Here is a 19,741-nt window from a genome sequence, read left to right as displayed (position 1 = left end):
ATTGTCTTTTGGCACGCAATGCGATTATGCGTCTTTGACGTGCGGCGCGAATTTTATTCTCGCACATAGGCGGCTTTATGGCATGCGCTGCGAGATACCGCGCCGAAAAGCACGTCCCGCACCACCTTTTAAGTACACATTCTTCTTGCACAAAGCGGCTTTCGGCACGTTATAGCATGGTCACAAGCCGCGACTATACAAAATTGCACATGGGCGTTCGTGCTGCAAATCAGCTGCCACGCACGACAAGCCAATACTAATACTCCGGCAACTTCTCCCGCTCGCGCAACTTCAAACGCTTCATACCGGCAAGGCGCGATTTAAAATTTTGATTCGCTGCGGTAAATTCAAAATTTCAAAATTTCAAAATTTCAAAATTTAAAAGCCCAAAAAGAAGCAAAATTTTAAAATTTAAATTCTACCGAGTTTTGTAAATTTATAAAATTTAAAATCGCAAAATTTTTAGCGCTCAATTTTTAAATTTTAAAACCATCCTATTTTCTACTCCGCTTGCACTTTAAAATTTCATGCCGCGGTTTAAATTTGGCGCCAAGAACACAGCGCGCAATTTAGCTGCGCCTTAAATTTCAATTCGTTTTAAAAAACGATGCGTCGTAAACGCAAGCTGCAAAACGCGCTGTTCATACCCACCGAGCACTACTTTTAAAACGCCTCCCGCACCGCAAAAAACTTTGACGCATCCTCGCATCCATATAAACCGTCCGCTTTTTCGCAGCCACAGAGGCACAGCGCGAGCTGCGGAACGCGCAAATTTTAAAATTTAAAATCCGCCATGCAGATCAAAAAATTTTAAAATTCCACCGCTTCAAATCCGATAAATTTTAAAATTTCACCGACGCAGATCGGTTAAATTTTAAAAATTCTAGCACCCATAAATTTAATAAATTTTAAAATTTCGCCGCTTAAATTTTATCGAAATTTTAAAGCTTACTTGATTATGTCGCGCTGACCTTTGGCGTTGATCTCGCTTAAAACGCCCATCTGTTCGAGCTGCTCGATGATCGTCGCGGCGCGGTTGTATCCGATACGCAAGCGGCGCTGCAGGTAGCTGATCGAGGTCTTCTCCTCCTCCAAAACGATCGCCTTGGCCTCGTCGTAAAGCTCGTCAAGCACGATATTTTGCGGATTGATTATGCCGCCTTCTTGCTTGGCGCCCTCGTTTTCGATCAAAAATCGCTCGTCATAAACGACGCTTTCTTGCGCTTTTAAAAATTCCGCGATCTTATTGATCTCATTCTCGGTCGTAAACGGCGCGTGCAGGCGGATGAGCCCCGGCGCGGTAGGCGGCGTAAAGAGCATATCGCCCCGCCCAAGCAGGCTGTCCGCGCCCATCTGATCCAAAATCACCTTGCTATCGACCTTCGAGCCCACGCGGAAGCTGATGCGACTAGGCAGATTCGCCTTTATTAGCCCCGTGACGACATCCACGCTAGGGCGCTGCGTCGCTACGATGAGATGGATGCCGCTGGCGCGCGCCATCTGCGCCAGACGCGCGATGTAGTGCTCCACGTCCTTGCCGCTCGTCATCATCAGATCCGCGAGCTCGTCGATGATAACGACGATGTAAGGCAAAATTTCGCCCCCCTCGCGCAGCATCTTTTCATTGTAGTTGTCGATATTTTTCGTCCTGTTTTGCGCCATGAGCGAGTAGCGCTGCTCCATCTCCGCAACGAGATTACTTAGCGCAATGATCGCCTGCTTAGGCTGCGTGATTACGGGCGTTAGCAGATGCGGGATGTCGTTGTAGATACTAAACTCGAGCATCTTGGGATCGATCATTATAAGGCGCAGGCTCTTGGGCGAGTTGCGATACAAAAGGCTAAGCAGCATGGCGTTGATACCCACGCTCTTGCCGCTTCCCGTGGTACCTGCGATGAGAAGGTGCGGCAGCTTCTTAAGATCGGTGACGAAAGGCTGCCCCACGATGTCCTTGCCAAGCACGATGGTAAGCGGACTGGAAGCGCTTTTAAATACGTCGCTTTCTAAAATTTCGCGCAGATAGATCGTATCGATATTTTGATTAGGGATCTCTATACCCACGACATCTTTGCCAGGAACCGGCGCTTGGATGCGGATGGTCTGCGCCCGAAGAGCCATCGCGAGATCGTCTTGCAGCGTTAGAATTTTACTTACTTTGATGTGCGCGGCGGGGCGAAACTCAAAGGTCGTAACGACCGGGCCCGAGTAGGTCCGCACCACGTCGCCGTCGATCTTAAATTTACGCAGCTTGTCGAGCAGGTCGTAAATTTTACGATCGATCTCACTCTCGTCGATATTGCTTTTCTTTTTCGGCGGCAGGTTTAAAAAATCAAGCGGCGGCAGTTTAAAATCCTTGGGCTTAGCCACCCTGCCCTTATCGAGCTGATCCAAAAGCCTTTTATTTTCGGCGACTTCGCTTAGGCGCTCGACCCTTTTTAGCCTGCTCGGCTTTCCCTTCTGCGGCATTTTAAGCTCGCGTTCAGCGGAAGCCTGCGGACCCTGCGCGTCACCAAAATTCTGCTCATTCTCGGGCTCGCGAGCATCGTTTAAATTTTGAAAATTTTGCCCGCCTTCAAAACCGCGCCCGCTTGCGCCCTGCTCCGCAAAATTACCCTGTTTCGCCGAATCGTCCTCTGCGCTCAAAGCGTTAAAATTTTCCGCACCTCTCAAGCCTTGCGCAGACGAATACCTTGCAAGCCCGCCCCTTTGCGCTGCATCCGTATCGCTAGCGAAATCATCTCCAATTCCATCCTGTGAGCTTTCGTCTCTTGAGCCAATAAAGCAGTTTTTGATGATGTCGGTAAAACGATCTTCAAATATAAGTACTAGCGAAAGCACAAAAATCGTAATATTAAAAATCCACACACCGACGCTTCCGATCATTCGCCTAAGTCCGTCCACCGCGAAGCTGCCGACTGCTCCGCCACTAGCGCCAAAGAGACTCGACTGCACCATCAAAATGGTAAAAAACAGCAAAATGGCTCCGATGCTAAACTCAAAAAATCTAAAGTCAAAACCGCGAAAATGCTTATAGGCTACGTATGCTAAGGCGAGCAAAAATAGCGGATAGATGTATGCAAAATAGCCGAATAGCTGGGTATTAAATGAGCGGATGGCGTTGCCTGCGCTGCCTACAAGCGCGGAATCGGGCGCAATAGTAGCAAGCCCAAAAAATATTATGATAGCCGATACGACGATAAAATATATTTCTTTAACTATGATTGATCCTTAAATTTAAAGCGGTATTTTAGCCAAACGAAGGTTAAAATTTTATTTGAAGGATGAAATTTTAATGCTTTGATAAAATTCCGCGCCCTCACAGGCGCGGAATTAAAGGGGTTAGTTTTTGACGGCTTTGCCCAGATCCCACATAGGCATAAAGATACCCAGAGCCAAAAGAAGAACCATGCCCGCCATAAAAAATAGCATGATCGGCTCGACGTAGCTTGAGATATTATCGATGATATCATCAAATTTCTCTTTATAATAATCCGTGACGTTACCGAGCATCTTATCGAGGTTACCGGCCTGCTCGCCCGCACTGATCATCTGAATAAGCATACTCTCATAAAGCCCTGTATTGTTAAACGCCTCGGTTAGGCTCACGCCCTGCTGCACGGCGATTTTAACGGTAGAGAGCTTCTCTTTTAAAGTATGATTATCCACCATTAAAACAGATGTATCTAGTGCATCTGCGATAGGAATACCCGCTCGCACAAGCTCTGTAAAAATAAGCATAAATCGCGACATCGTCGAGAAAAATATGATCTTACCAAATAGATAGACCTTTAAAATCGTCTTGTCAAAGCCCTTTTTAAACTCAGGGTTATTGCGATATGCCCATCTAAGAGCTATGATAGTGCCTATGATGCCCGCTAAAACAAAAATTCCATAATTATTAAGCGTGCTTTCAATACCAAGTAGAATTCTAGTAGGTAGTGGCAAATCCGCGCCCAAATCCTCAAAAATCTCGCGGAATTTCGGCACGACATACATCATCAAAACCGAAAATGCAATCGCCATAACGATCATAAGGATCATAGGATAACGCATCGCCTTTTTAAATTTACGCTGGTTTTCCCAAAGCTCTTGAAGCATAGCGGCAAGCTTGGCTAGAGACTCTGCCATATTACCGGTTGCTTCGCCCAGACTTACCATCGCAACGACGACATCACCGAGCTGTCCTCTAAATTTCTCCGTAGATTCGGTCAAGCTAAGACCTGCGTTAAGATCGTCGTTCATAGCACTAAAAATCTCTTTTAGCGTCTTATCCTCTGCCGCCCTTGCAACCTCTTTGATCGAGTCGTGGATTGAAATTCCCGCATTTGTCATAACCGAAAGCTGACGGATCGACGCTACTAACGGCAGTGTTCTAACTCTTCCGCTACCACCTAGCATGCGCGAAACCTGCGCCTTAAAATCGCCGCCCGTATTGGCTACGACTTGGGTTTCACCTCTTTTTACGATCGTCCCGCCCACGCGCTGCTTCATGAGGTTGTTTGCTTGCACCTTATCGCTAGCTTGCAAAAACATCTTCCTTCTTGCGCCCTTGGCGTTGTATTCAACTTCTAATTGCTTTTTCATTGTTTAGCCACCCTATAAATTTCTTCTATACTAGTTACTCCGCGCGCAGCACGTATAACACCATCTTCAAACATATCTATAAAACCCTCCTCCTTCGCTAAGGCTCTCATATCGTCCTTTGAGCCGCCGTTAGCGATCAAGCTCTGCATTTTATCGGTAATAGGTAAAATTTCACTAATCATCTCACGCCCCATGTAGCCCGTCTGACCGCATTGATCGCAACCTACGGCCTTAAAAAATGTGTATTTTTCAGGCAAGAATTCCTTCAGCTGATCAAGCATCGATTTAGGCAGATTCGTAGGCTGCTTGCAGTGCGGGCAAAGCTTTCGCACGAGACGCTGTGCCTCTACTGCAATGAGCGCACCACTTATGAGGTAGGCCTCTATACCCATATCCACTATTCGCGGGATCGCGCTAACGGCGTCGTTGGTGTGTAGGGTCGAGAAAACCAAGTGTCCCGTAAGAGCAGCCTGGATCGCGATTCTAAGGGTCTCTTGGTCTCGGATCTCACCGATCATTATGATGTCGGGGTCTTGTCTTAAGATCGAGCGCAATGCTGAAGCAAAGGTAAGACCTGCTTTTTCGTTAACTTGGACTTGTTGGATTAAATTTACTTGATACTCGACCGGATCTTCTACGGTAATGACCTTAGTATCGATATTTTTAATATCGTTTAGCGCTGCATATAGCGTCGTAGATTTACCGCTTCCCGTAGGTCCGGTAACCAAGATAATACCATATGGAGCCTTCATAGCGTTATTAAATTTCTTAAAACTATCAGGGTGCATACCTAGCTTTTCCAGACTTATGATAACCTTGGATTTATCTAGGATACGCATAACGGTAGATTCACCATTGATAATAGGCAGCGTCGAGATACGAAAGTCGTATTCGCGACCTGAAATTTTCATACTAAACCTGCCGTCTTGCGGCTTACGGCGTTCGGCGATATCCATATTCGAAAGTAGCTTCAATCGGCTTACTAGCGGTGGATAGATATCCTTATCAAAGATAAAAATTTCAGCGAGCATTCCGTCGATTCTGGTACGCACGACGCAGTTATTCTCGGTCGGCTCGATGTGAATATCGCTACCGCGCATCTTAATAGACTGACTAATTATCATCTCAATGAGCTTCAAAATCGCCGAGGTATCATCGCTACTTCCGCTACCGCCAGTGTTGGCGAGCTCTTTGCGGATCTCCGCTACGAGCCCCTTAATACTCTCTGAAAGCTCAAGCTTAGATAGATATTTATTTACTTGATTTGGATCGGCTACTACGATTTTAAGCAGCTGCTTGCTAAACATAGCCTGCGCTTTATCTTGCGACTCAAGATTAAACGGATCAGAAAAAGCAACGTAAATATTCAGATCATCCGCTTTAACCGGTATCACGCCGTATCTTTTAAGCTGTGCGGTAGGAGTGCGTTCCGATAGCCTAAAGTCTATGTCGATATCGTCTAAGTTCATATACGACAGGTTCATTTTCTTGGCTAGAATTTGCAAAAATTCCTTCGGATCCATCGAAAATTTTTCGCTTATATCGTCAAATGCTATCTGACGACGCTTGTACAGCTCAACTAAAATTGAGCAAAAATCATCCTGGCTTAGATAGTTATCTCCGACTAAAACCTCGCCTAGCGTCAAGCCAATATCCATCTTATCCTTGATTTCCGGAACAACGGTGCTAGTAAGGATATTATTTCGTATTAAAATCGCAACAATCTGCTCTTCAATCTTTGTCATCGCGATCACCAATAAATTTTAATCGAGCTAAGCTTATCGCCAGCATAAATTGCAATTACCATCTTTTTTACCTCTTCCTCTTCTTTGATAAAAAGCTCGGCACGCTCGCCGTTTTCTAGGGTAAAGACATACGTATCACTCTTTTTTACGTATGCTCTCTCCGTAAATTTATCAAAAATTTCAGACAAAATATAATTGATCTTAGGCGTGCGTATATAGCTAATATCCACGCCATCACAAAGTGCCAAATAAAGCATCTTTTTTTGAAAAATTATGGTCGAATAAAGAGAGGCATTCTCGCGAGCCTCTTTCGTCTTATAAAGCATCACCGTAGGCACTACAAGCTCGTTTACTTTGTCCATCTTCAGACACGCCTTGGCATACATATTTGCAAGTGCCTCGCTCTGCTCCTCGATGAATAAATTTCGCACGCTTTCTTGGCAGATACGGTTATACTGACCAATCTGATCCCAGTTGCGCACGTCATCGGCACTAACTGCAAATAACGACGCGATCGCAAAAGCTAAAATATATAAAATTTTCATAGTTTATCGCTTCTTATCTTTGAAATGAGGTTAGAAATTTCGCTATTTTTCGCCTTTGCGTTAAAGGTCTCAAGAGCGTAAAGCGCGTCTTCTTTACGACCCTTTTTATAATTGGCTTTAGCAAAAATTATCCAGCTAGCGACGTTGTCCTTATCAAGCTCATTTGACGTAAGAGCCCATTTGATCGCATTGTCGTAGTCTTTCTTATTATACGCTTCTTCGGCTAGCGATAGCGAATACTCAATCTTATTTGTCGCGTAAAATTTACTCTCCAAGCTCTGTTTATCTTCGGTTAAATTTGAAGTTTTTATCTCAATTCTAGAACTTAGCGGAGCGCTACTTGCGGTATTTGTAGAACCCCCAGCGAAATTTGATTTAGGCGGCAATGGAGCACGCCCAAAATCGATAACCTCATTTTTAGGCGGCTGATTTGCGAAAGCTGCGTTATTGGTATTAGGTACGTTAAACGTAGGAACATTTTGATTGCCAAAATTCTGTCCGCCAAAATTTTGACCGCCGAAATTCTGCGCCTGAGCCTGCCCGCCATAGTTTCCGCCATTTTCGTAATTATTGGTTATCTTAAATCCACCGGAATCCTCACTAGATAGCACACCTACGTCGTTTAAATTTAAGCTTGGACGTTCCTTTTCGTGCTTAGAAGTACGAGCAACTTTCGGCGCGCTAATGTTGTAATCCTCTTTGGAGATATTATTTTGCACTGCAAGATCTGCCGCCTGCTGCTCGGCATCATTAGCAGAATTTGAAGCACCGCCCTTGTCCTCAATATTTTGATTGATACTTGCCATACTGACGCTATCACTATCTTTAAGCAGCCAAAATATCGCTCCGATCGCAACCGAGATCAATATCAAAAGCCCCAAAATCGTCTTATCGAATCTCAATACGAAATTCGGCTTAGATTTTAGGAAAGAAAACTGCTTTCTGTTTTTGTTATACTCTTCCCATTTTTTTTCAAGTTCGTTTACTTCGTAAAATTCAAGCATTTATTATCCCCGAGCCTATCGCTGCCATCTCTATAATTTTATTATTAATCTGCGAAAAACTAATTTCCGTAGGTTTGTTTATTTCGTAATACTCAAAAAGCTCATACATCTTATACATAAGCTTGTTGATGTTCCTCATGTTGCCGTCCGTTAAATTTAAAATCAAATCGAAATTATCGTCACTAAACATAAAATAGTATTGTTGAAATCCATGAAGCACAAGCTTTTTTTCAATATACAGCTTGACTTCGCCTAAATTTGAATTAGGAAGCTCGATGCTCTCCCAAATTCTAGTTTTAAAATAATCCTTCGCGAGGCGATCTTCCTCGTCCGTCTTATGCACTGTAAATAAAAATTTAAATAATCTGGTATCTGCCATAAGACGAATTTTTTCTATCAAATTTCCGGGATACAGCTGAGCTTCGTCGAGCAAAATAACAACCTGCTCTACCGCTCCGACATTGGTAGAGATGCCAAACCTTTCTCTATAAATCCGCATAAAATTTTCATAATTATCAATCTGCTCGCTAGGCGTAGAATGAAAAATCTGCGAATACAGCTCTAAGAAAAATTCTTTCTCATCAAAAAACGGTTGCGGCACAAATACGACTCTTACCTTTTTCTCAAGATCGACCTTGATTTTATTAAGCAAAAATGTCTTGCCGCAACCCGGTTTGCCGTAAAAAAGTATAAGTTTTAACGGCTTTTGCAAAGCATTTAAAATTTTATGATAAGCAAGGGTAGATTTATCGAGATTAACGAAGTCCGAGACTTCGTTATCCTCGATAAAAATCTCCTTGATCGCCGTATAGTTATTACTCATTTTCGTAGATGGATTTTGAGTAACCTAGCTCTTTAAGAGAGGTAGCAAGCGGCGCGCCAGTATTGTCGATGATATGTGGAGTTACTACGAAGATTAGCTCCGACGTGCTCAAAACATCGGCAGTGCTTTTGAAAAGATTTCCGATTAATGGAATTTCAGCTAGCACAGGCACCCTAGTGTTATTCTTGGACTTAGTTGCGCCGATTAAACCGCCTAAAATTACAGTATCGCCATCATCTACCCAAACTACACTAGAGAGTTTCTTTTGCAAGGTATCAGGTGCGATATCTCTTCTGCCATTCTCTTTCCTTACATTATCTTCTGCATATTTAAGAGAACTTAAAGACGGATTAATTCGTAGCATAATCCTATTATCATCTGAAATTTCAGGCAAGATATTCAAAAGAATACCTACAAATATCGAATACTGATCATCTGACTGAGTATCTCCGCCTTGATAATCACCTGTAGTAGTAGATTTCAATACGTAGTTAATGGTATCACCTACGGAGATAATAGCTGGCTGATTATTCATCGTAGTTACCTTAGGACTAGATATGATTTTGGTTTTGCCCTTAGTCTCTAGGAAGTTAATTAAACCGTCGATATTGAAATTTAGATTAGCTCCTATCGTCCAAGTTCCGTGAGTATCGCTAGCTTTTCCTCTATTGCCGTTATCTATATGATAGCCTGAAAGTTTAGTCGGATCTCCACCTACATAGGTATTAAATCCTAGTTGAAATTTACTCCAATCTATACCGGTGGTGTATTCGTTATTTAGCTCGACAGATATGATATTTACGTCTAGCAAGACTTGGCGACTAAGGCGTTTTTGCATACCGCTTAGATATCTATCGACGCGAGCTATCTGAGACTTCATAGCAGTAACGGTTACTAAACCGGCATTTTGATTTATAATAGGAGCGACTGCGACATATTTTTCGGTACCATTATTTAGAACAGAGGTGATTTCCTCGCTAATCTTCTCCCAAAAATCAAATTTCTCTTTGGTAGTGATCTTATTATCTTCTTTATTTTCTTTATCGTCACTATCATCCACTTTCGTAGGTGCGGAATCGACAGAAGATTTAGTAACAGCAGTACCTTCTCTAATAGAAGTGATGTAATCCACTTTAAAAGTCCTAGTCTCTAGCGCTGAAATTTTTAATATGCCATGAGAATACTCATAGCTTAGATTATTCTCTTTTATGAGTAGATCTAAAACTTCGCGTAAAGAAAGGTCTTTGATGCTTACGCCCTGCAGTGGCTTACTCATCTCCTCTTGAGCGATAGCATCTTTTGCTACCACCGAAAAGCGGCACATATCGGATAGCTGAGTTAGCATCTCGTTTAGCGTAACGGTATCGTTAATCTTAATATTTAGCGCCTTCCTATCGCAGTTACCTGCAGTTGCGGGAGCGGCATATAGACTAGTAGCCGTAACAGACAAAGCAAGCATAGCGGCTATGCTAAGCTTTTTACTTATATGTAATAATGACATTTTGACTTCCTTGTTTTAGTGTTAGTTCGACTTTATTTTCATCGTCGTTGGTAATAATAACGCTATTGCCCGTTATTTGCACGATCTTATATGAGCCTACATACTCGCCCAAACCATACCACTTATCGTTTAGCTTAACCTTATCGCCCATAATACCTACTAGCTGATAACCTAGATCCACCTGCTGATTAGCTTCTCTAGGCGCATTAGCTTCTTTAGGATAAAACGGATCTTGCAAAGAAGCTATCTGCTCATCGCTAAGACCCACTCTAGGCTTACTAAGATCATCGAATATCGCATCGTACTTAGCTTTATAGGCTCCATTACTAGGCGCCACCGTCTGATTATTATCTACAGCAAATAGAGCAGTAGAAAGTAGCAAAGAGCATAAAATTAACTTTTTCATTAGTAATTTACTCCCCAGATAGATATACCGATGCTTCCACCGATTTTGCCATTTTTAGTGGCATTGATATCCATCTTATTTACATCTACGATCATCTCCGATTGTTCTATAAGATTTATATACCTAAGGACGTTCGAAAATGCTCCTTCAAATTTCACATCTATATCCAGCAAAGCTTCGGGCTGAAAAATTTGTTTGATGCTAGGCTCTCTTCTATCGCTGTGAATAGCATAAATTTTAATATTGTTATTCTCTGCGATCGTTGAGAGGCTATCCATAAATTTAGCCCAGTTCTTTTCATTATAGGTAAGCTTTGAAATTTCTTTTAGCTTACCGTCTAGATACTTACGCTCTTCAACGATATTGTTAAGGTTGGTCCTAGCACCATTGAGGATATTGCGCTTATTATCAACGAAAGCTTTAGGATCACCGCCGAAGAACTCATTATATTCTCTTTGTGCGCCTTCAAGCTTAGTCGTGGCAGTACTTAGATTTGTCTCGCTCTCTTCTAAATACGGATCCGCATAGTTACTCAAAATAAAGTAAGCTACCACACCTACAAACAATAAAGCTATGTAAAAATAGTTATTTGCACTATTTCCCTTGGAGGCAAACCATTGATCAAGTTGATCTAATGAACTTTTCTTTTTCATTATTTAACCTCCACACTGATATTACTATCGTAAAAGACGGTTTTATTACCCTCTTGTAGCGCGATTGTTTTAGTATCCACGCCATACACCTCTTTTTTACTGATATCCTCTAAAAGCTCGGTCATCTGCTTATCGTTTTTGGTGCGCACCTGAACAGTTAAAGTCCTATTCTCATCACCGATCCTAACCATATTGCCCTTATTTTTAACGACCATATTGGTTAGCTCAAAAATAGAAACACCCTTCATAGCGTAATTGTTTTTCTTGTCTAAGATGGCATTAATTAGATCGCGCCTGTCGTTAAGCTCCTTGCCACTCTTAGCAGCCTGGGCATTTACCTCTTTAGTCTCTTTATCCAAACGCGCACTTTCGGCTCTAGCAGGAACCATCTGATCTTCTAATCCCTGATATTCGCTAGTTTTATCATTAGCTACCATATTATTATAATAGCCGTAGCCAAAATTATACGCAGGATATGCAGCCCCAAGTAAGCAGCCTAGCAGCATATAGCCTATCAGCTTGCCGGTTGATCTTTGAGTCAAAGGCGGAGGTCTCATAAACGGCGAGTAGTTGTGATCGTCATCTTTGGTAACTAAATAATCTTGACCTACCAAGAACATCAAAATATCTAGCTGAGTGAGCGGATAATCTTTTGCGTTGATTGCAACGTTAAAATTAAAATCCTTGTATCTTAGCTTTAGATTATTTTCTACAAAAACCTCGATCGCAGGAATTTTACCGATATCAGTTCCGATATAAACGTTTTGAATATTGACGTTGTAAATTTTACTAATACCGTTCAACACGTCGTTGATGTAGTAAAACATATCGTCAAAAATCTGGATCATATAATCGCGTTCGGTCGGATTTTCTAAATTTACTCCCTGTTTGGAGAGCAGTCTATAAAAGCTCTCTTCATCGACTCTGCTACCGACTAGCTCGACATATTTTTCATGTAAGAATTTTAGGTTGTATCTTACTTGACGAGATTGAAAATATTCGCCGTTTTGATACACTACCAAAAACGCATCGTCGCGCTGCAAGTAGATGAAGCAGTCGATTCCGTCGCGAGTTAGGACGCCTCTATTATACAAGCCCTCGTATAAAAACGGAGCCATAGCCACATAGTCGATGTAGTTCGTCCTAGCGGCGATCGCATCGAATTCTGAAGTGAGTTTGGCATTATCTACGACAAAGACGTTGAAAATTCTATCATCGCCGCCAGCGCCTATTACCTCACTATAGGTAATTTTGTAATCCAAAGCGGTGTCAAGCCCCAGCTCCTCATACACCTTAACGACGATCGCATCTAAAAGATCCGCGTCCTCTACCGATCTGCTTATCTCAACCGTCGCAGTCATTATATCCTTATACGGAATATATGAGACGTAAGTTTCCTTCGCACGATTCGCTTTTGAGAAGTCGTGCTCGAAAACTTCATTCTCACTTAGACCGAATATGGTTTGCGTGACTTTGTTAATCGCAACAATCGAACTAGCATTTTTACTATTCTTTGCCATAACACTCCACTTCCAAATGAAATTTTCTACGCTGCTAATACTAATAGAAATAAAATAAAATGTCAATAGATAAAATCGGTTTTTACCATAAATTCGTCATTTTTCCAGCTTTTTTTTACAAAAACTGTTAATTTTAAGTAAATTTTGACCTTAGAAAAATTTGAAATTAACTTTTTGGCTCGAATTCCGATCCGCTTGATCGCCTCGCCATTTTTGCCGATCAACATCTCTTTATGAGAATTGGTGTCCGTTATGATCCGCGCATATACCGAGATTAGACCGGGTTTTTCCACCACTTTTTCCATCACGACGTCGCTGCAATATGGGATCTCGTCGCTCATACTCTCAAAGATCGCCTCAAGTATGAAATCGCGATAAATTTCACGCTCATTGCTCGCGCTTAAAATTTCAGGATCGTAAAAATACTCGTGCTCGGGCAAAATTTTACAAATTTCGTCCAAAACCTGCTTTTTATAGACCTTTTTTTTGATGCTAACGGGGATTATCGCTTCGAATTTATCGGTAAATTCTTGATATTGCAGGAGTCGCTGCACGATCTTTTCGTCGTTTGCTTCGTCAATTTTAGTTAAAATCACGATGTGTTTGGTGCCTGCGTTTAAATTTAAAAATTTCTCGTATTCAGATGTATCATCGTGCACGGGCGCCAAAAATAGCACCAAATCGCAGCCCTCAATCGCCCCGAGCGCCACTTCGACCATCAGCTTATTCATCAGCTTGGCGCTTTCGTGCAACCCCGGCGTATCCGTGAAAATCACCTGATCTGCGCCGTTCATCGCGATGCCGCTAATCTTGCGGCGCGTGGCATTGATCTTGTGCGAGACGAGCGAAATTTTCTCGCCGCAGAGATAGTTTAACAGCGAGCTCTTGCCCGCATTCGTCCGCCCGATGAGCGTTACAAATCCGCTTTTCATATTTTCCTTAAATTTATAAAATTTTATCCTGCTCGCGACCGCAGCGCTAAGCTCCGATGGGCAAATTTAAAATCTCGTTTTACGCAGGCTGGCTCTTGCACGAGCGGCTGAAATTTGAAATTCCGCCATCACATAAGCAGGTAAAATTTAAAATTTCAAGCCGCGCGATAGCGATAAATTTTACTCGCCTCGGCGCAGAATTCTATCCACTTTAAATCTCGCGAGCCGCGAATCCTGCAACTTCGTAAATTATCTGCGAAATTTTAAATTTCATCCCACGACGACATTATATATAGTCAGCGCTGCATAAATTTGATCGTTCCTGAATTTTATAGACTTAAAATTTTAAAGTATCGCCAAATTTAAAAGGACGAAATTCTGCGCATTTTTAAAATTTCGCTAAATCTCAAACCTAAAATTCTAACGCTTTGCATTTTTCAAAACCGTCAAATTCCGCGACTCCACAGAATTCTAAGAGCAGCGATTAGCGATCTTATAAAATGTATTTCGCCAGATCCTCGTCGCTTGCGATGCCTGCGAGCTTTTCGCTTACGAGCTTCTCATCCACGACGATCTTTTGCCCTTTAAACTTATCCGCTTCGAAGCTGATATCCTCAAGCACCTTTTCCATTATCGTATGTAGCCTTCTAGCGCCGATATCCTCGACCTTTTCGTTCGTGCTCGCCGCAAATTTCGCGATCGCTTTAACCCCGTCCTCGCTAAATTCCAGCTCCACGCCCTCGGTCTTTAAAAGCGCCGAGTACTGCTTAAGAAGCGAATTTTTTGGCTTGGTTAAAATTTCGCACAGCGCCGCCTCGTCTAAGCTGTCAAGCTCGACGCGAAGCGGGAAGCGCCCCTGAAGCTCGGGTATGAGATCGCTCGGCTTGCTGATATGAAAGGCGCCCGCGGCGATAAAAAGGATATGATCGGTGTCGATATTGCCGAATTTCGTGCTTACGCTGCTGCCCTCCACGATCGGAAGCAGATCGCGCTGCACCCCCTCTTTGCTCGGATCCTGCCTGCCGCTATTGCCGCTTGAAACCGCCACCTTATCGATCTCATCGATAAAGATAATGCCCTCATTTTGCGCGCGCCTAACGGCTTCAGCTTTGATGCTCTCCATATCTAAGACCTTCTCGCTAGCCTCGCTTTTAAGGGCAACCTTGGCGTCTTTTACTTTCATCTCTTTTTTGCTCTTGCGCGTCGAAATTCCGATTACCTTAATGAAGCTTTCCTGCATATTCGCCATCTCGGGCGGCAAATTCGGATTTGATTCAAGCGCATTTTCGCTTACTTCGATCTCGATACTAAGATCGTCCAGATCGCCGCGCTCAAGCTTAGCCGCCATCTTTTCATAGCTTTTTTCGTAATCAGCAATCTTCTCCTCGCTTGCTCCGCGCGGAAGCGGCGGAAGGACTTTTTCTAAAATTTTACGCTTGATATAATCATCGATCTTGTCTTTGTTTTTTTCAAACTCCTCGCCGCGCACTAAATTTACCGACGCGGCGGCCAGATCGCGCACCATGCTCTCCACGTCGCGCCCCACGAAGCCCACCTCGGTGTATTTGCTAGCCTCGACCTTGATAAAAGGAAGTCCGAACATCTTCGAAAGCCTGCGCGCGATCTCGGTCTTGCCCACGCCGGTAGATCCGATCATCAGGATGTTTTTGGGCATCACCTCGTTTTTCATCTCATCTTCAAGCGCCATTCTGCGATAGCGATTTCGCAAAGCCACCGCTATCGTGCGTTTGGCGCTATTTTGTCCGATTATATATTCGTCTAGTTTCTCTACGATCTGCTTTGGCGTCATCATCTCTTTTCGTCCCAAATTGCGTATGTTTTGATGTTTTCGTTCGTGTAAATGCAAATCTCGCCCGCGATCTTAAGGCTCTGCTTTACTAGCTCCTCTTCGTCTAGGCTAGCAAATTTATCCAAAGCTCGCGCCGCGCTAAGAGCGTAATTTCCGCCGCTTCCGATCGCCGCGATCTTGCCGTCGTCCGGCTCTACCACGTCGCCCGTGCCGCTAAGCAAAAAGATATTTTTGCGGTCCAGCACCAGCATCATCGCTTCGAGCTTTCGCAGATACTTATCCTTGCGCCACTGTTTGCTAAATTCTATCACTGCCCTTAAAAGATCGCCCTTTGCGCCATCTAAGCACTTCTCAAACATATCAAAAAGATTAAACGCATCGGCGGTGCTGCCCGCAAAGCCCGCCAAGACGCCCCCATTTTTGCCGATCTTTCGAATTTTAGTCGCATTGCCCTTTAAGACGGTGTTTCCAAACGTAACCTGTCCGTCGCCGCCGATGACGGAGCCCTTCGCGCCTTTGTAGGCTAAAATGGTAGTCGCTTCAAACACTAGCCACCTCTATCTCAAATTTAGCGCTTATACCGTGCTTTAGCTTGGCATTTACGTCGTAGATCCCGGTCGTTTTGATAGCCTCGGTCTCTAAAATTTTCTTATCGATTTCGATCCCCTTTTGCTCTTTTAGCGCGGTTGCGATCTCATCTTTGGTAACCGAGCCGAAAAGCGCGCCGCTCTCGCCCGTCTGCTTTACGATCTTTACGCGGATCTTAGCTAGCTCCTCGGCTAGTTTTTGCAAGCTTGCGACCTCATATTTTTCAAGCTCGGCCTGCTTTTTCTTATCCGCTTCAAATTTACGCAAAACCTCCGTCGTAGCAGCCCTAGCGTAGCCTTTGCCGATTAGGAAGTTATTGCCGTAGCCGTCCTTGACCTCTTTTACCTCGCCCGCCTTTCCGAGCCCCTTAACGTCTTTGATCAATAATACTTTCATCCATTATCCTTTTAAATTTAGCTTTAAATTTATAAAATTTTATAAGCGGCGCGGGCGGATCTAAAATTTCGTGAAATTTTATGAAATTAGCCCGCAGCCGCTCGCATTTTTCCGATAAAATTTTAAAATTTCGTTTTGTGAAATCCGCCTGCACGCCCTGCGGCAAAATTTCAGCTAAAGCTTGCGTCCGTTCTTGCCCGCGATGATAAATCTTAGCGCGCTTAGCTTGATAAATCCGTCGCCGTCTTTTTGATTGAAAACTTTATCCTCTTCAAACGTCACGAAATCGGTATTAAACAAACTATCGCTCTTGCTTTCCCTGCCCAGCACGGTCACGTTGCCCTTATAAAGCTCTAGCTTAACCTTGCCGTTTACGTGCTCTTGGGATTTGTTTATCAGCTCTTGAAGTAGCAAGCGCTCCGGGCTGAACCAAAAGCCGTTGTAGATGAGCTCGGCGTAGCGCGGCATTAGATCGTCTTTTAGATGCGCCGCGCCGCGATCTAGCGTGATGCTCTCGATCGCGCGGTGGGCCTTTAGCATGATCGTGCCGCCCGGAGTTTCGTAGCAACCACGACTCTTCATGCCGACGTAGCGATTTTCTACAAGATCAAGCCTACCGATGCCGTTTTTAGCGCCGAGCTCGTTAAGCGCTGCTAGCATCTCGTGCGGTTTAAGCGCCTTACCGTTTAGCTTTACAGGATCACCATGCTTGTATTCAATCTCGATGATCTCGCTCTTATCTGGCGCATTTTTAGGGCTCACGGTCCATCGCCACATATCCTCCTCAGGCGCATGAGCGGGATCTTCCAGCACCAAGCCCTCGTAGGAGATATGAAGGATATTCGCATCCATCGAATACGGCGATTTGCCGGGCTTTGAGGCGATGTCGATGCCGTTTTTCTTAGCGTAAGCAAGAAGCTTCTCGCGAGAGTTCAGATCCCACAGCCTCCACGGCGCAATCACCTTAATATCGGGATTTAGCGCATATGCGCCAAGCTCGAAGCGGACTTGGTCGTTACCCTTACCGGTCGCACCGTGGCTTATGGCGTCCGCGCCGGTTTTTTTAGCGATTTCGACTAGCTTTTTAGCGATCAGCGGGCGCGCGATCGATGTGCCTAAAAGATACTCGCCCTCATAGACGGCATTTGCGCGAAACATCGGAAATACGTAATCGCGCACGAATTCCTCGCGCAGATCCTCTACGAAGATATTTTCCTTTTTGATGCCTAGCTTCACAGCTTTGTTTTTGATCGGCTCTAAATCCTCGTTCTGACCGATATCTGCGGTGAAAGTCACCACATCGCAGCCGTAAGTATCACCTAGCCACTTTAAAATAATGCTAGTATCTAGTCCTCCGGAATACGCCAAAACGACCTTTTTTACATCTTTTGCCATCTCAAATCCTTTACGTAAAATTTGGCGAAATTCTACCAAAAATAGTTTAATAGTTGCTTTTAAGGCAAATATCGCTAAACTCACGCCTATGAGAATCGATAAATTTTTAAACGCAGTCAATATCACCAAGCGGCGCGCCATCAGCGAAGATATGTGCAAAAGCGGCGTCGTGGCCGTAAACGGCGTCGTAGCAAAGCCCGCCAAAGAGCTTAAAATCGGCGACGTTATCACGATAAGCTTTTTAGATAGAAAACAAAGCTTTAAAGTCCTAGCCTTTCCTAGCGCGAAAAATACGCCCAAAAGCGAGCAGGCAAAGTATGTCCAAGAGCTTTGAACTCATCTGCGGCGAGGATGAAATTTCACGCCTCGTGCAGGCTCTGCCAAAAAGCGGCATAATATTGTTAATCGGCGATCTTGCCAGCGGCAAAACGACTCTTGCGCGCGCGATCGTGCGGGCTCACGGGTTAGACGAGCACGTGAGCTCACCTACGTTTTCGATCATGCAAAACTACGGCCAAATTTATCATTACGACATCTATAACGGCGGCTGTGAGGGGATTTTAAAAAACGGACTATTTGAAAATTTATTTGAAGAGGGGCTTCATCTGATCGAATGGGCGGATGAAAATTTGATAAATTTACTTAAAAAATATGAGCTTGATTTTTGCGTAGTGAGGATCACGCCGCACGCGCAAGGGCGAAAATACGAGGTAAGCTATGCATAAACTGGAAGTCAGGGGTCTAAAAAAAACCATAAAAGGCACGCCGATCATCAAAGGAATCTCGCTAGAGCTTTACAATGGCGAGATCGTGGGGCTGCTAGGGCCCAACGGAGCGGGCAAAACCACGACGTTTTATATGATCTGCGGGCTGATAAGCGCTAGCGGTGGCGATATCTTGCTTAATGAGAGCAGCATCGCAAAGGTTCCGCTTCACAAGCGCGCCAAGCTCGGCATAGGCTATCTACCGCAGGAAAGTAGCGTTTTTAAGGAGCTTAGCGTCGAGGAAAATTTAATGCTCGCCGCGGAGATTACCTATAAAAATAAAGCCGAAGCCTCACGTAAGGTCGATGAGATGTTAAATCTGCTCAACATCGAGCCGATCCGCCAACGCAAAGGCGTGAGTCTAAGCGGCGGCGAGCGCAGACGCTGCGAGATCGCGCGAAGCCTAATGATAACGCCTAAATTTCTGCTTTTGGACGAGCCGTTTGCAGGCGTCGATCCGATCGCCGTTAACGATATCCAAAGCATCGTGCGCGACCTAAAAAAGCTCGGCATCGGCGTACTCATCACCGATCACAACGTACGCGAGACGCTTGCGATCTGCGACCGCGCCTACGTCATCAAAGATGGCGAGCTGTTCGCAGGCGGTACCGCAAAAGAGATAGCCAGCGATCCGAATGTCCGTAAATTCTACCTCGGCGAGGATTTTAGCATCTAAGTCAGCCAGAGCGCTTTAGATTTTCAGCTCCCGCTTCGGCGCGTTAAATTCTATAATTTAAGTTTTGCGATTTAAAATTCAAGTGTACGGCTGCGACTGGCTGTACGCGTGCCTCTCGACCTAAATCTGCGTATTAAAATTTTAAAGCCCGTAAAGCCTCGGCGCTCAATAATTTCACGCCCGTTTTAATTTACATATTAAATTTTGAGGCGTAGCGCTTCGGTGCGAGGCGCGTATCAGTATGGTTTGAATTTTGTGCTTAAAATTTTGAAATAGTTATGATGGCGAGATTTAAACTCGGCGTCTAAATCTCGCGCATCAATTTTTAAAGTGCGTCTCGGGCTCGTTTTTAAATTTCAAAAGGCGTTTTGTGCACTGCAAATTTTAAATAATTTTTGC

19 protein-coding genes are annotated in these 19,741 nt (G+C 44.0%); 4 read left to right on the top strand and 15 right to left on the bottom strand.

All coding sequences use genetic code 11. The features are described 5' to 3' along the window. Window positions 1–948: 948 nt before the first annotated feature. The 11 genes from Q0413_RS06355 to era all read right to left on the bottom strand — a co-directional run bounded on the left by Q0413_RS06355 (window position 949) and on the right by era (window position 13,713). A complete protein-coding gene (locus Q0413_RS06355) occupies window positions 949–3,180 on the bottom strand; it encodes a DNA translocase FtsK (protein ID WP_298988140.1) in 2,232 nt (743 codons plus the stop codon). Window positions 3,181–3,339: 159 nt separating this feature from the next. Beyond that, on the bottom strand, window positions 3,340–4,584 hold the full coding sequence (locus Q0413_RS06350; RefSeq protein ID WP_005870289.1) for a type II secretion system F family protein: 1,245 nt from the start codon (window positions 4,582–4,584) through the stop codon (window positions 3,340–3,342). Next, on the bottom strand, window positions 4,581–6,329 hold the full coding sequence (locus tag Q0413_RS06345) for a GspE/PulE family protein (protein WP_177389147.1): 1,749 nt from the start codon (window positions 6,327–6,329) through the stop codon (window positions 4,581–4,583). Before Q0413_RS06345 ends, Q0413_RS06350 begins: the two co-directional genes overlap by 4 nt. Window positions 6,330–6,334: 5 nt before the next feature. Continuing rightward, window positions 6,335–6,874 carry a hypothetical protein gene (locus tag Q0413_RS06340; protein ID WP_177389145.1) on the bottom strand — a complete coding sequence of 180 codons (540 nt, stop codon included), beginning with the start codon at window positions 6,872–6,874 and terminating at the stop codon, window positions 6,335–6,337. Continuing rightward, on the bottom strand, window positions 6,871–7,878 hold the full coding sequence (locus tag Q0413_RS06335; protein WP_298988137.1) for a hypothetical protein: 1,008 nt from the start codon (window positions 7,876–7,878) through the stop codon (window positions 6,871–6,873). The genes Q0413_RS06340 and Q0413_RS06335 overlap by 4 nt, the downstream gene beginning before the upstream one ends. After that, on the bottom strand, window positions 7,871–8,701 hold the full coding sequence (locus tag Q0413_RS06330; protein ID WP_298988135.1) for an ATP-binding protein: 831 nt from the start codon (window positions 8,699–8,701) through the stop codon (window positions 7,871–7,873). The genes Q0413_RS06335 and Q0413_RS06330 overlap by 8 nt, the downstream gene beginning before the upstream one ends. Next, complete coding sequence (gene mshL / locus Q0413_RS06325) at window positions 8,694–10,202, bottom strand: pilus (MSHA type) biogenesis protein MshL (protein WP_297894751.1); 1,509 nt, start codon at window positions 10,200–10,202, stop codon at window positions 8,694–8,696. Before mshL ends, Q0413_RS06330 begins: the two co-directional genes overlap by 8 nt. Further along, on the bottom strand, window positions 10,180–10,584 hold the full coding sequence (locus Q0413_RS06320) for a hypothetical protein (RefSeq protein ID WP_291937386.1): 405 nt from the start codon (window positions 10,582–10,584) through the stop codon (window positions 10,180–10,182). The genes mshL and Q0413_RS06320 overlap by 23 nt, the downstream gene beginning before the upstream one ends. 23 nt (window positions 10,585–10,607) lie before the next feature. Beyond that, on the bottom strand, window positions 10,608–11,261 hold the full coding sequence (locus Q0413_RS06315) for a hypothetical protein (RefSeq protein WP_298988133.1): 654 nt from the start codon (window positions 11,259–11,261) through the stop codon (window positions 10,608–10,610). Then, window positions 11,261–12,781 carry a hypothetical protein gene (locus Q0413_RS06310; RefSeq protein ID WP_297894748.1) on the bottom strand — a complete coding sequence of 507 codons (1,521 nt, stop codon included), beginning with the start codon at window positions 12,779–12,781 and terminating at the stop codon, window positions 11,261–11,263. Before Q0413_RS06310 ends, Q0413_RS06315 begins: the two co-directional genes overlap by 1 nt. Before the next feature lie 62 nt (window positions 12,782–12,843). Next, the gene (gene era / locus Q0413_RS06305; protein ID WP_298988131.1) at window positions 12,844–13,713 is read right to left on the bottom strand and encodes a GTPase Era; all 870 of its coding nucleotides are present in this window, start codon (window positions 13,711–13,713) and stop codon (window positions 12,844–12,846) included. 56 nt (window positions 13,714–13,769) lie between these two features. Between era and Q0413_RS06300 the strand changes: the two genes are divergently transcribed. After that, window positions 13,770–13,928 (top strand): hypothetical protein, encoded by a 159-nt coding sequence (locus Q0413_RS06300; RefSeq protein ID WP_298988129.1) that lies wholly within the window; start codon window positions 13,770–13,772, stop codon window positions 13,926–13,928. A gap of 278 nt (window positions 13,929–14,206) precedes the next feature. Here the strand turns inward: Q0413_RS06300 and hslU are convergent, their stop codons facing one another. The 4 genes from hslU to Q0413_RS06280 all read right to left on the bottom strand — a co-directional run bounded on the left by hslU (window position 14,207) and on the right by Q0413_RS06280 (window position 17,902). Further along, window positions 14,207–15,526, bottom strand: a complete 1,320-nt coding sequence (gene hslU, locus Q0413_RS06295) for an HslU--HslV peptidase ATPase subunit (RefSeq protein ID WP_040303649.1) — start codon at window positions 15,524–15,526, stop codon at window positions 14,207–14,209. Further along, on the bottom strand, window positions 15,523–16,071 hold the full coding sequence (gene hslV, locus Q0413_RS06290) for an ATP-dependent protease subunit HslV (protein WP_298988127.1): 549 nt from the start codon (window positions 16,069–16,071) through the stop codon (window positions 15,523–15,525). Before hslV ends, hslU begins: the two co-directional genes overlap by 4 nt. Next, a complete protein-coding gene (gene rplI, locus Q0413_RS06285; RefSeq protein ID WP_297904005.1) occupies window positions 16,064–16,507 on the bottom strand; it encodes a 50S ribosomal protein L9 in 444 nt (147 codons plus the stop codon). Before rplI ends, hslV begins: the two co-directional genes overlap by 8 nt. A gap of 174 nt (window positions 16,508–16,681) precedes the next feature. Continuing rightward, complete coding sequence (locus tag Q0413_RS06280) at window positions 16,682–17,902, bottom strand: argininosuccinate synthase (protein WP_177386989.1); 1,221 nt, start codon at window positions 17,900–17,902, stop codon at window positions 16,682–16,684. A gap of 88 nt (window positions 17,903–17,990) precedes the next feature. Here Q0413_RS06280 and Q0413_RS06275 point away from each other — a divergent pair, with 88 nt between their 5' ends. The 3 genes from Q0413_RS06275 to lptB are packed head-to-tail and all read left to right on the top strand — an operon-like array spanning window position 17,991 to window position 19,342. After that, window positions 17,991–18,236, top strand: coding sequence for a S4 domain-containing protein (locus Q0413_RS06275; protein ID WP_295152076.1), 246 nt, complete (start codon window positions 17,991–17,993; stop codon window positions 18,234–18,236). Then, window positions 18,220–18,627 carry a tRNA (adenosine(37)-N6)-threonylcarbamoyltransferase complex ATPase subunit type 1 TsaE gene (tsaE, locus tag Q0413_RS06270; protein ID WP_005870258.1) on the top strand — a complete coding sequence of 136 codons (408 nt, stop codon included), beginning with the start codon at window positions 18,220–18,222 and terminating at the stop codon, window positions 18,625–18,627. Before Q0413_RS06275 ends, tsaE begins: the two co-directional genes overlap by 17 nt. Beyond that, on the top strand, window positions 18,620–19,342 hold the full coding sequence (lptB, locus tag Q0413_RS06265; protein ID WP_298988126.1) for an LPS export ABC transporter ATP-binding protein: 723 nt from the start codon (window positions 18,620–18,622) through the stop codon (window positions 19,340–19,342). Before tsaE ends, lptB begins: the two co-directional genes overlap by 8 nt. The last annotated feature ends 399 nt before the right edge of the window (window positions 19,343–19,741 follow it).

The sequence above is a fragment of the uncultured Campylobacter sp. genome, assembly GCF_938045465.1.
Lineage (GTDB): Bacteria > Campylobacterota > Campylobacteria > Campylobacterales > Campylobacteraceae > Campylobacter_B.
This window is presented reverse-complemented; position numbering and strand designations above follow the sequence as displayed.